Source organism: Amycolatopsis sp. NPDC051758, assembly GCF_044453095.1.
In the GTDB taxonomy this organism is placed as follows: domain Bacteria; phylum Actinomycetota; class Actinomycetes; order Mycobacteriales; family Pseudonocardiaceae; genus Amycolatopsis.
Genome location: NZ_JBITCJ010000010.1, coordinates 122672 through 134624 on the forward strand (window position 1 = coordinate 122672; position 11953 = coordinate 134624).

11 protein-coding genes are annotated in these 11953 nt (G+C 71.1%); 7 read left to right on the forward strand and 4 right to left on the reverse strand.

Going from position 1 to position 11953, the window contains the following annotated elements; translation table 11 throughout:
- Positions 1-24: 24 nt before the first annotated feature.
- Positions 25-657: a class I SAM-dependent methyltransferase gene (locus ACIA5G_RS38590; protein ID WP_395932507.1), complete on the forward strand. Its 633-nt coding sequence runs from the start codon at positions 25-27 to the stop codon at positions 655-657.
- On the opposite strand, the gene ACIA5G_RS38595 is transcribed toward ACIA5G_RS38590, so the two are convergent.
- On the reverse strand, positions 647-1414 hold the full coding sequence (locus tag ACIA5G_RS38595; RefSeq protein ID WP_395932509.1) for an AraC family transcriptional regulator: 768 nt from the start codon (positions 1412-1414) through the stop codon (positions 647-649). The genes ACIA5G_RS38590 and ACIA5G_RS38595 overlap by 11 nt on opposite strands.
- Before the next feature lie 54 nt (positions 1415-1468).
- Here ACIA5G_RS38595 and ACIA5G_RS38600 point away from each other — a divergent pair, with 54 nt between their 5' ends.
- Entirely contained in the window at positions 1469-2446 is a 978-nt protein-coding gene (locus ACIA5G_RS38600; RefSeq protein WP_395932511.1) for a zinc-binding dehydrogenase, read from the forward strand.
- On the opposite strand, the gene ACIA5G_RS38605 is transcribed toward ACIA5G_RS38600, so the two are convergent.
- Both ACIA5G_RS38605 and ACIA5G_RS38610 read right to left on the reverse strand, forming a co-directional pair.
- Positions 2443-3732, reverse strand: coding sequence for a M20/M25/M40 family metallo-hydrolase (locus ACIA5G_RS38605; RefSeq protein WP_395932513.1), 1290 nt, complete (start codon positions 3730-3732; stop codon positions 2443-2445). The genes ACIA5G_RS38600 and ACIA5G_RS38605 overlap by 4 nt on opposite strands.
- On the reverse strand, positions 3725-4552 hold the full coding sequence (locus ACIA5G_RS38610) for a M55 family metallopeptidase (protein ID WP_395932515.1): 828 nt from the start codon (positions 4550-4552) through the stop codon (positions 3725-3727). Before ACIA5G_RS38610 ends, ACIA5G_RS38605 begins: the two co-directional genes overlap by 8 nt.
- A 169-nt stretch (positions 4553-4721) precedes the next feature.
- Between ACIA5G_RS38610 and ACIA5G_RS38615 the strand changes: the two genes are divergently transcribed.
- Genes ACIA5G_RS38615 through mptB form a run of 5 tightly spaced genes read left to right on the forward strand, consistent with a single transcriptional unit; the run spans position 4722 to position 11711 of the window.
- The gene (locus ACIA5G_RS38615; protein WP_395932517.1) at positions 4722-6554 is read left to right on the forward strand and encodes an ABC transporter substrate-binding protein; all 1833 of its coding nucleotides are present in this window, start codon (positions 4722-4724) and stop codon (positions 6552-6554) included.
- Positions 6555-6560: 6 nt separating this feature from the next.
- On the forward strand, positions 6561-7586 hold the full coding sequence (locus tag ACIA5G_RS38620) for an ABC transporter permease (RefSeq protein WP_395932519.1): 1026 nt from the start codon (positions 6561-6563) through the stop codon (positions 7584-7586).
- Entirely contained in the window at positions 7583-8479 is an 897-nt protein-coding gene (locus ACIA5G_RS38625; protein WP_395932521.1) for an ABC transporter permease, read from the forward strand. The genes ACIA5G_RS38620 and ACIA5G_RS38625 overlap by 4 nt, the downstream gene beginning before the upstream one ends.
- On the forward strand, positions 8476-10128 hold the full coding sequence (gene nikE / locus ACIA5G_RS38630) for a nickel ABC transporter ATP-binding protein NikE (protein WP_395932523.1): 1653 nt from the start codon (positions 8476-8478) through the stop codon (positions 10126-10128). Before ACIA5G_RS38625 ends, nikE begins: the two co-directional genes overlap by 4 nt.
- Before the next feature lie 47 nt (positions 10129-10175).
- Positions 10176-11711 carry a polyprenol phosphomannose-dependent alpha 1,6 mannosyltransferase MptB gene (mptB, locus tag ACIA5G_RS38635; RefSeq protein ID WP_395932525.1) on the forward strand — a complete coding sequence of 512 codons (1536 nt, stop codon included), beginning with the start codon at positions 10176-10178 and terminating at the stop codon, positions 11709-11711.
- 2 nt (positions 11712-11713) lie between these two features.
- On the opposite strand, the gene ACIA5G_RS38640 is transcribed toward mptB, so the two are convergent.
- On the reverse strand, positions 11714-11908 hold the full coding sequence (locus ACIA5G_RS38640) for a DUF4177 domain-containing protein (protein WP_395932527.1): 195 nt from the start codon (positions 11906-11908) through the stop codon (positions 11714-11716).
- Positions 11909-11953: the final 45 nt, after the last annotated feature.

An 11953-nucleotide genomic window follows, 5' to 3' on the forward strand; every position in this document is an offset into this window, starting at 1 on the left:
GGCGCCCTCGCTATGGTCGGGATCATGACAACGCCGGACCCCGCTGACCGTGTCCTCGCCCGCGCCTCGCTCGCCGAAGGCAACCCGACCGGCTGGTTCGAGCAGCTCTACACCGCCGCCGCGCGAGGCGAGGCCAAGGTGCCCTGGACGCGCAACGTGCCGAACGCCGACCTGGCCGCCTGGGTGCGTCCCGGTGAAGGCCGTCGCGCACTGGTCGTCGGCAGCGCCCTCGGCGACGACGCCGAGCTGCTGTCCTCGGCGGGCTGGGCGGTGACGGCGTTCGACGTCGCCCCGACCGCCGTCGAGGCCGCCAGGACCCGGTTCCCCGAGTCCACAGTGGACTACGTGGTGGCGGACCTGCTGAAACCGCCGGGGGAGTGGCACCACGCGTTCGACCTGGTCGTGGAGATCATCAACATCCAGGCGATGCCCCGCGACTTCCGGGCCGCCGCGATCGCGTCGCTGGCCGGGTTCCTGGCCCCGGGCGGCACCGCGGTGGTGAGCGAGGTCGCGGAGGAGAACGTGGCTCCCGAGCCGGGCCCGCCCTGGCCGTTCAGCCGCGCGGAGATCGAGTCCGTCGCCCAGGACGGCGTCCGGCTGGTGTCCCTGGAGACGATTCGCGACGGCTCCCGCTACTGGGCCACCTTCACCCGCTGACGCCGGTCCGGTGGCGGCCGGGCGTGGTGCCCATGACCGCGGAGAACGCCGCGATGAAGTGACTGGGGTTCGCCCACCCGCAGGCATGGGCGACGTGGGTCGTGTCGTGGCCGTCGGCCAGCAGCACCAGCGCGTGGTAGATGCGCAGCTGGGTGCGCCACTCGTAGAAGGTCATGCCGAGCTCGTCGTGGAACAGCCGGCTGAGCGTGCGCGCACTCGCTCCGGTCGCGCGCCCGAGCTCGGCCAGCGGCGTGGTGTCCCCGGGCTGCTCGTAGAGCACTCGCGCGACGGCCCGCAGCCGGTCGTCGCGCGGGTCCGGCAGGTGCAGCGGCTGCTCGCGGGCCTCCTGGAGCTGGTCGACCAGGACGCGGCGAAGGCGGGCGCTCGCGGCGCGGTCCTGGTCGCCCGGGGCGGTCAGGGCGAGCAGGATCTCGCGGGCCAGGCCGGACGCGGTGAAGACGGCCGGGTGGTCCGGCACGAGCCGGGTCAGTGACGCCGGTAGGAACACGATCCGCATGTCGGTGTGGCCGTGTGCGCGGTGGTGGTGGGCGAACCCGGCCGGCGTCCACGCCACCCGGTTGGCGGGCACGATCGACGTCCCCCGCTCGGTGTGCACGGACAGGATCCCGCGGGCCGCGTAAACCAGGTGCCCGCGGGAGTGGGTATGCAGCGGGCTCGTCCCGCCCGACGGCCACAGGTGCACCCCGCCGGAGGGCCACAGCCGCGACGTCGGGACAGCTTGGCGGCCGATGGGCATAAGCTGGCATTCTACCGGTGGTCGGCCGCCCCGCGGCCCGGTGACAGTGGACGCATGAGCGAGACGATGCGAGCGGCGGTCTGTGTCCGGGCCGGTGGCCCGGAAGTGCTGGAGATCCGGGAGCTGCCGGTCCCGGCGGTCCGGCCCGGCTGGAGCCTGGTGCGGGTGCGGGGCGCGGGCCTGAACCGGTCGGAACTGCGGACGCGGCAAGGACATTCCCCCACGGTGACCTTCCCGCGGGTGCTCGGGATCGAATGTGTCGGAGTCGTGGCGGCCTCGACCGATCCCCGGGTGCCGGAAGGGACGACCGTCGCGGCGGTGATGGGGGAGATGGGCCGGGAGTTCGACGGCGGTTATGCGGAGTACGCGTTGCTGCCGAACACGCTGCTGATGCCGCTCACCACCACGCTGCCCTGGGAGACGCTGGCGGCGCTGCCCGAGACGTACCTGACCGCGCAGGGCTCGCTCGACACGCTGGGCGTCGCGCCGGGTGAGCGGTTGCTGATCCGCGGCGGAACCTCGTCGGTGGGCCTGGCCGCGGCGTCGATCGCGGCCGGCCGCGGGATCAAGACCGCCGCGACGACCCGGCGGCCGGACAAGGCCGAAGCCTTGACCGCGGCCGGCGCCGGCCACGTCCTCCTCGACGACGGCGGGTCACTGGCGGCGAAGGTGCACTCGCTCTGGCCCGGAGGCCCGGACCACGTGCTGGACCTGGTCGGCGCGAACACCGCGGTCGACTCGCTGCGCCTGGTCCGCCGCGGCGGGACGGTGTGCGTGGCGGGCTCGCTCAGCGGCTGGATCATCCCGGACTTCGAACCGATCGCGAAGATCCCGTCCGGCACCAAGCTGACGGCCTTCCACAGCGACACCCTCAAGGGAAACGCGGGCGCGCTGCAACGGGTCGTCGACGAAGTGGAGGCCGGCGTCCACCGGCCCCACGTCGACCGGGTCTTCGGCCTGGACGACATCGTCGCCGCCCACGACCACATGGAGCACAACCGGGCCTCGGGGAAACTGGTCGTGCTGCCTTAACAGTTCTCGAGGAACCGGGACAGCACGCGGGTGCCGAAGCGCAGGCCCTCCACCGGCACCCGCTCGTCCACCCCGTGCGCCATCGCGCGGTACGGGAAGCCCTTCGGCAGCCACAGCGGCGCGAACCCGTAACAGTCGATCCCCAGCTGGGCGAACGCCTTCGCGTCCGTGCCGCCGCCCAGGCAGTACGGCACCACCACGGCTTCGGGGTCCTCCGCCCGCAGCGCGCCGGCCATCGTGTCGAACCACGGCGAGTCCACCGGCGCCTGCACCGGCGGCTGGTGCGCGACGAACTCCCGCGTCACGTCTTCGCCGAGCAGCGTGTCGAGCGTGGCGAACAGCTCCTCTTCGGTGCCCGGCAGCACCCGCACGTCGACCTGCGCGGTCGCCGTCGACGGGATCACGTTCACCTTGTACCCGGCGTCGAGCATCGTCGGGGTGGTGCTGTTGCGGACCGTCGGCACCACCAGCGAGCCCGCCGGGCCCAGCGCGGCCACCGTGCCGTCTACATCGGACAGATCGACCGGGACACCCAGCGCCGCGCCGGTCCGCTCCAGGAACGCCTGCACGGTCGGCGTCAACGAAACCGGCCAGCGGTGCGCCGCGATCCGGTGCAGCGCGCCCACCAACCGGGTGACGGCGTTCTCGTCGTTGGGGCGCGATCCGTGCCCGGCCCGGCCCCGCGCGGTGAGCCGCAGGTGCGCCGTCCCGCGCTCGGCCGTCCCGACCGGGTACAGGTGCACGTCGCGGCCGTCCGCCGCCGGGACGTGGTAGGTGTAACCGCCCGACTCGCTGATCGCCGCCGCGCAGCCCTCGAACAGCTCCGGGTGCTCGGCGACCAGCCAGTGTGCGCCCCACTCGCCGCGGTCCTCCTCGTCGGCGACGAACGCCAGCACCAGGTCACGCCGGGGCCGCACCCCGCCGGCGAGGGCGGTGAGCACCATCGCCACGAAGTCCTTCATGTCGGTCGCGCCGCGGCCCCAGAGGTAACCGTCGCGGACTTCGCCGGAGAACGGCGGCACCGACCAGTCCGCGGCGTCGGCCGGCACGACGTCGAGGTGGCCCTGCACCAGCAGCGCGGGCAGCGACGGATCGGTGCCGGGCACGCGGGCGATCACACTCGCGCGGCCGGGCGCGGCTTCGAGGATCTTCGACGGGATGCCCAGGCCGTCCAGGAACGCCGCCACGTACTCCGCGGCCGGGCGCTCGGGCTCGGCGTCGTTCCCGCCGCGGTTGGTGGTGTCGAACCGGATCAGGTCCGCGCACAGCTCGACGACGTCAGCCATAGATGCCCTGCACCGCCCCCGCCGCGATGGCCGTCACGACCTTGAACGCCTTCATCGCCTCGGTCATGTTCACCGCGTCGAACCCGACACGGCGCGTCCCGATCTGCTCCACCGTCGGGATCACCGCCGTCGCCTGGGCCAGGTGGCTCGCGTCGAACTCCACCTCGATCCGGTGCGCCCCGACCCGGCGTTCCTCGCGGCCGGCCTGGGCCATCGAGTCGGCCGCCGCGCCGGTCAGCAGCTCCGCGGTGCGCGCGGGCGGCAGGCAGATCGCCGCGTACCGGCTGACGCACTCCTTCACCTGGACGAGCTCCGCCTCCGGTGCGTAGTCGCGGGCGTCGTCACACGTTTTGTCGTCACCCGAAACGAGCAGGACGGGGACGCCGTACTCCGCGGCCATCGCCGCGTTCAGCCGCCCCTCGCTCGCCGGGACGTCGTCCAGCCACACCCCGGTGATCTGGTTCTCCAGGTAGGTGTGGGAAAGGACACCGTCGAACCCGGCGCCCGCGTGGTACCCGAGGAACACCACACCGTCCACACCGGAGTCGACACCCTGCATCATCGACAACGGCTTGTGCCGCCCGGTCAGCATCCGTGCCCGCGGGTCGAGGTCCTCCAGCAGCAGGTTCCGCTGCGACGAATGCGCTTCGTTGACCAGCACGTCACTGGCCCCGGCGTCGAACAGCCCGGCCAGCACCGCGTTGACGTCACCGGTGAACAGCCGCCGGAAGCGGTCCCACTGCGGCGAACCGGGCACGACGTCGTCGGTCCAGGTGACGCCGGTGGCGCCCTCCATGTCCGCCGAGATCATGATGCGCATGCGGGGCACTCTAGCCAGCCGACCGCGGCCGCGCGGACGGATCCCCGATCACGGAGTGTCACCAAAGCCGATCGATAACGATCGGACACCTGCCGAGGTGGCAACATATTGCGCGGTTGTCCGGGTATGTGGTTACTTCTCGTCCTTGGGGAGGCTCACAGCGAGAACGATGGGGTGGTTTTTGGTGCATTTCCAACGCAGAATCGGGCGGTTCGGCCGCGTGGGCGCGGTCGTCGCGGCCGCGACGCTGGCGGCGATCCCGCTCGCGGTCCCCGCCCAGGCCCAGCAGGGCAAGGTGCTGCGGGTCGCGCTGACCACCGGCATCGACCACCTGAACCCGTTCACCGCCGTGCTCGCCGCCTCCACCCAGGTCGGCCGCTTCGTCTACGAGTTCCTGACCGTCCCCAATGCGGAGAAGGCCGAGGCCTCGCCCGCCCTCGCCGAGTCCTGGACGCCGTCACCCGACAAGCTGACGTGGACGTTCAAGATCCGCAGTGGCGTCAAGTGGAGCGACGGGCAGCCGGTGACCGCCAAGGACGCGGCGTTCACCTTCAACCGCATGCTCACCGACGAGAACGCCCGCACCGCGAACGGCAACTACGTCGGCAACTTCGAGACGGTCACCGCGCCCGACGACACCACCCTCGTCATCAAGACCAAGACCGTGCAGGTCAACATGAACCTGCTCGACGTCCCGATCGTGCCCCAGCACATCTGGGAAGGGCTCACGGACCTCAAGGACCCCAAGACCGACGACCTGTCCGTCGTCGGCGTCTCCGACGGGCCCTACCAGCTCACCGAGTACAAGCAGAACGAGTACGTCAAGCTCAAGGCCAACAAGGACTACTGGCGCGGCGCGCCGAAGGTCGACGAACTGCAGCTGCTGCAGTTCAAGGACACCGAGGCCGCGGTCAACGCCCTCAAGCAGGGCGAAGTCGACGTCATCAACCGGCTCAACCCGAACCAGTTCGCCGCGCTGCAGGGCCAGGACGGCATCACCACCAACGCCGCCCCCGGCCGCCGCTACGACGAGCTCGCGTTCAACTTCGGCGTCACCGACAGCTCGAACAACCCCATCGGTGACGGCAACCCGGTCCTCAAGGACATCACCGTACGCAAGGCGATCACCCAGGCCGTCGACACCCAGTCCTTGGTGGACAAGGTGCTCAAGGGCCTCGGCCAGGTCGGCGGCGGCATCGTGCCGCCGGTCTACAGCGCCTACCACTGGGACCCGAGCGACACCGAAAAGGTGAAGTTCGACCTCGCCGCCGCGAACGCCACGCTCGAGCAGGCCGGTTACAAGAAGGGCCCCGACGGCGTCCGCACCGCTCCCGGCGGCGCGAAGCTGGAACTGCGCCTGACCGGGCACTCCAACCGCAGTTACGACCAGGGTGTCGCCCAGTTCGTCGCCGGCTGGCTCAAGGACATCGGCATCACCGTCAAGCAGGACCTGGTCTCCGACGACGAGCTGTCCGACCGCACCGCCACCGGCAAGTACGACCTCGCCATCGGCGGCTACGGCACCAACCCCGACCCGGACTACGCGCTCTCACTGCACACCTGCGCCGCGCGGCCCAGCGCCGACGGCAAGGGCGGCAGCACCGACACGTTCTTCTGCGACGCCGCCTACGACGACCTGTACAAGAAGCAGCTGACCGAGACCGACGACGCGAAGCGCGCCGACTACGTCAAGCAGGCCCAGGCCCGGCTCTACAGCCAGTTCCCGACGATCGTGCTCGACTACCAGAACGCGCTCGAGGCCTACCGCTCCGACAAGTTCTCCGGCTTCAGCACCCAGCCGCAGCCCAAGGGCGCGATCCTCGAGCAGACCGGCTACTGGGGCGTCTACGGCGCCACCCCGGCCGGCACCGAAGCCGCGGCGGACTCCGGGTCCGGCAACACCGTGCTGTGGATCGTCATCGGCGCGGTCGTCGTGGTGGTCCTCGTCGGCGGCGGCATCGCGTTCAGCCGCCGCGGCAAGACCTCGGAAGACCGCGAGTAGCAGCAGATGACCATGCCCGACCAGGCCGCGGTGCTCGTCGACCCCGACGAGCACCGCGGCGGGACCGGCACCGCCCGGTTCGTCCTCAAGAAGCTCCTCGAAGCGCTCATCAGCATCGTGCTGGTGGTCGTGCTGTTCTTCTTCCTCTTCCGGATGCTGCCCGGCGACCCGGTCGCGGCGATGACCCGCGACCGCGTCACCAGCCCCCAGCAGATCGCCGAGCTGCGCGAGCAGATGGGCGTCGACAAGCCCGTGTTCGTCCAGTTCGGCCAGTACTTCTGGGGCCTGCTGCACGGCGACCTCGGCGAGTCCCGGCTGCTCAACAACGGCCGCCCGGTCGCGGACATGATCGGCGAGCGGCTCTGGCCCACCATCCTGCTCGTCGGCAGCGCCACCGTGCTCGCCGTGCTCATCGGCCTGTGGCTGGGCATCCGCGCCGCGTGGCGCCGCGACAGCCTCTTCGACCGCACCCAGACCGGGATCGCGCTGACCCTGTGGTCGGTCCCGCAGTTCTGGCTCGGCCTGATGCTGCTCGTGGCGACCAACGGCCTGTTCCCCAGCCGCGGCATGCACTCCCCGGACGCCGCGCCCGACGTCCTCTCCCAGACGATCGACGTCCTGCACCACCTGGTGCTGCCGTGCGTGACGCTGCTGGCGGTGTTCTACGCCCAGTACATGCTGATCATGCGGTCGTCGCTGCTGGGGGAGATGAACGCCGACTACCTCACCACCGCCCGCGCCAAGGGCCTGCGCGACGACCTCGTCCGCAAGCGCCACGCCGTCCCCAACGCGCTGCTGCCGACCACCACCCTGGTGTTCATGCAGATCGGCTCGGTCGTCGCCGGCGCGGTCACCGTCGAAGCCGTGTTCAGCTGGCCCGGGCTCGGGCAGCTGACCTACGACGCGCTGCACGGCCCCGACCTGCCGGTGCTCCAGGGCGTGTTCACCGTGCTGGCCAGCGCCGTGGTGCTGATGAACCTGCTCGCGGAGCTGCTCTACCGCGTGCTCGACCCGAGGGTGCGAACGTCATGACCACCGCCGAGACACCGCGGCAGATCGCGTGGAGCCGGCGGCGCGCGTCGATCGCCCGGACCTGGCGCGAGTTCGCCGGCCAGCGGGCCGCGCTCATCGGGCTGATCCTGCTCGGCGCCACCGTCGTCGTCGCGCTGCTCCTGCCGCTGATCAGCGACGAGAGCGGCCTCGACGTCACCAAGGCGACCGGCGAGCCGCTGGCCCCGCCGACCGGCGAGTTCTGGCTCGGCACCGACAACTTCGGCCGGTCGGTGCTGCTCATGACGATCTGGGGCAGCCGGGTCTCCCTGCTCGTCGGGTTCTCCGCGGCGCTGCTGTCGGTCGTCATCGGCACCGTCATCGGCATCACCGCCGCGCACTTCGGCGGCTGGGTGTCGGCGACACTGCTGCGGTTCACCGACTTCTTCCTGGTCCTGCCGTCGCTGATCCTCGCGATCGCGCTCTCGGCGGTGCTGCCCAAGGGCGTCGGCACGATCATCGTCGCGATCGGGCTGACCGCCTGGCCCAGCACCGCGCGGCTGGTCCGGGCGCAGACGCTCACCATCGAGAGCCGCCCCTACATCGAGCGGTCCCGCGCCCTCGGCGGCGGCCACCTGCACGTCATCGGCAAGCACGTCCTGCCCGGCGTGATGCCGCTCGTGCTGGCCAACACCACCCTCGTCGTCGGCAACGCCGTCATCGCCGACGCCACGCTGTCGTTCCTCGGCGTCGGCGACCCCAACTCGGTCACCTGGGGCCTGGTGCTGGAAAGCGCGCTCAACAACGGCGCCATCAGCCGCGGCGCGTGGTGGAACGTGCTCCCGCCCGGCATCGCGATCGTCCTCGTCGTCCTCTTCTTCACCCTGGTCGGCCGGGGCCTGGAGACCGTGCTCAACCCGAGGTTGAAGAAGTGACCACCCCGCTGCTGCAGCTCAAGGACCTCAACGTCACCTACGCGGTCGGCGAGCAGGAGGTGCCCGCCGTGCGCGGCGTCGACCTCACCCTCGACCCCGGCGGCACCCTCGGCGTCGCCGGCGAATCGGGTTCCGGCAAGTCCACCGTCGCGATGAGCGTGCTGCGGCTGCTGCCGCGCACCGCGAAGATCACCGGCGAGATCCTCCTCGACGGCGAAGACGTCACCGCCATGAAGTGGGGCCGGCTGCGCGCGGTCCGCTGGGCCGAGGCGTCCGTGGTGTTCCAGGGCGCCATGCACGCGCTCAACCCGGTCCGCAAGATCGGCGACCAGATCGCCGAGCCGCTGCGGCTGCACCCGCCCGAAGGCGGCAAGGCGCTCACCGATGCCGCGGTCGACGCCCGCGTCGCCGAGCTGCTCACCCAGGTCGACCTGCCCCCGGGCCGCGCCGGCGCCTACCCCCACGAGCTCTCCGGCGGGCAGAAGCAGCGCGTCATGATCGCCATGGCCCTGGCCTGCTCGCCCCGGTTGATCATCGCCGACGAGCCGACCACCGCCCTCGACGTCATCGTCCAGGCCCAGGTCCTCGACCTGCTGTCCCGGCTGGTCGCCGAGCAGGACATCGGCCTGATCATGATCAGCCACGACCTTTCGGTGCTGGCGGCGACATGCAAGCGCATCGCCGTGATGTACGACGGGCAGATCGTCGAAGAAGGCCCCAGCGCCGAGGTGATGGCCGCACCGAAGCACGAGCACACCCGGGCGCTCGCGGCGGCGTTCCCGACGGTCGGCGACCCGGTGTCGCGCTTCGCCCCGGCCACCAGCACCCCGCTGCCGCCCGAACCGTCGGAAAGAGTGGTGGGGGAGCCGCTGCTGGCCGCGGAGAACCTGCGCGTGTCGTTCCGCGACCGCACCGGCAAGCGCATCAACGCCGTCGCCGGGGTCGACCTCGCGATCGCCCGCGACGAGATCGTCGCCCTGGTCGGCCAGTCCGGCTCCGGCAAGACGACGCTCGCCCGGACGCTGCTCGGCCTGCAGAAACCCGACTCCGGCGTGGTCCGCTACGCCGGGAAACCGGTCCCGCACGGCGGCGCCGGCCTCAAGGCCTACCGCCGGCAGGTCCAGCTGGTGCTGCAGGACCCGACCAGCGCGCTCAACCCGGCCCACACCGTCTACGAGGCCGTCGCCGAAGGGCCCCGGATCCACAAGCTGGCCGACGAACGCGCCGTCGTCCACCGGGCGCTGGAGGCCGCGGAGCTGCGGCCCGCGGAGAAGTACGCCGACCGGCTCCCGCACCAGCTCTCCGGCGGGCAGCGCCAGCGCGTCGTCATCGCCGGCGCATTGGCGCTCGAACCGTCGGTGGTGGTGGCCGACGAGCCGGTCGCCTCCCTCGACGCGTCCGTCCGCGGCGAGATCCTCGGGCTGCTGCTGCGGCTGCGCCGCGAGCTCGGCCTGGCGGCCCTGGTGATCACCCACGACCTGGGGCTGGCCTGGAACATCGCCGACCGCGTCGCCGTGATGTACCGCGGTGAGCTCGTCGAAACCGGGACAGTGGAACAGGTCCTGCTCGACCCGCAGCACGAGTACACGAAGTCCCTGCTGGCCGCCCTGCCCGGCGGCACCGCCCAGCGCCGCACCGTCGAAACCTGACACTGCGGGAACCGCACTCGAGCGCAGTGTGTAACCTCCGAACGGAAATGGCGACCACCACCGACCCCGCACAGACGTCCTCGGCCGGACTGGCCGAGCGGCTTCTCATGCCCTCGCGCTTCCCGTACCGCACGATCGCGATGGGCACGGTCGGGAGCACCCTGCTCATGCTCGCCGCCTTCGGCGCGGGCGGCATCCTGATCAAGGACCCCGTGCTCGGCCACGGCCCGCTCTCGTGGATCCGCTACGGCCACGGGCGCATGCTCGCCAACGCCGTCCTCTACACCGGCTTCGGCCTCGTCGTGTGGGCGTGGGTCCGGCTCGGCCGCTACGTGCTGGCCGGCCGCATCGGCAGCCGCCCGATCCTGGTCGCGGCCGGCTGCTGGATGGCGCCGCTGCTCATCTCGCCGCCGCTGTTCACCCGCGACGTCTTCTCCTACCTCGGCCAGGGCGCCCAGCTGCTCTACGGGCTCGACCCGTACGCCAACGGCCCCGCCGAGCTCGACGTGCTGCCGAACGTGGTGCAGAACGTCCACCCGCTCTGGCAGACCACGCCCGCCCCGTACGGGCCGCTGTTCCTGCTGATCTCCAAGGGCGTCGTCTCGGTCAGCGGCGACAACATGATCCTCGGCGTCATCCTGATGCGCGTCGTGTTGCTCGCCGGCCTGGCCGGCACGCTGTGGGCGCTGCCGCGGCTGGTCAAGCACCTCGGCGGCAAGCTCCCGGTCGCGCTGTGGCTCGCGGTGGCCAGCCCGATGATGGTCATCCACCTCTTCGGCGGCCCGCACAACGACCTGATGATGCTCGCGTTCCTGACCATCGGCGTCCTCGCCGTCCTGGAACGCAAGCACGTCATCGCGGTCGTGCTGGTGACGATCGGCATGCTCATCAAGCCGACCGCGGCGATCGCGTTGCCGTTCATGGTGTGGATCTGGGCCAACCACCTCGAAGGCGAGTCGAAGGTCCGCAACTTCCTGCGCGCGGGTGCGGCGTCGGTCGGGCTGTTCCTCCCGGTGTTCGTCGCCGGCACCTGGATCTCGCTGGGGTCGCTCAACCTCGGCTGGTGGTCCGGGCTCAAGGCCCCGCAGCTCATCGCGAACTGGCTGAACATCCCCACCGGCATCGGCGAGGTGTTCTACAACCTGGTCCACCTGATCGTGGACGTCCAGGTGTCCCCGTTCGTCACGGTCGCCCGCGCGGCCGGCATGCTCCTGCTCATCGGTTTCGGCATCCGCCAGTGGTGGCTCGCCCGCAACGGCGGCACCGAAGCCGTCTACCGCGCCGGGATCTCCCTGCTCGCGGTCGCGATCCTCATGCCGCCGACCCTGCCGTGGTACCTGACCTGGGGTTTTGTCCTGCTGTCGGCGTTCAAGTGGCAGCCGCGGCACCAGGCGCTGGTGGTGGCGGTGTCGGTGTTCGTGACGCTGGTCTACTACCCGACGGGCGAGCAGGCGCTGTACGACTGGTGGTTCATCGCGCTGGTGGTGGTGGCCAGCCTGTACGCGGCGGCTTCGCTGCTGCGCCCGGACCCGCTCGGCTTGATCGACGCCTGGCGCCGCCCGGAGAAGTTCCTCCGCGACTGACCTCAGCCGGCAGCCGGGCGCTTCAACAGCACGGCGATCTCCATCGCCTGCCCCTGCCCGAAGCTCGGGGCGAGGGTGGAGAACGCCTCCCAGCCTTCTCGGCCGTGTTCGGTGAGGTCCTGTTCGACCTGGTCGTACTTGAAGCCCTTCCACCCGAGCTTGTAGGTCTGGACCTTGTACTCCCACTGCGTCGTCATGTGATCAACCTTGGCTCAGGCACGGCGGCCGCGCACACTCACAGC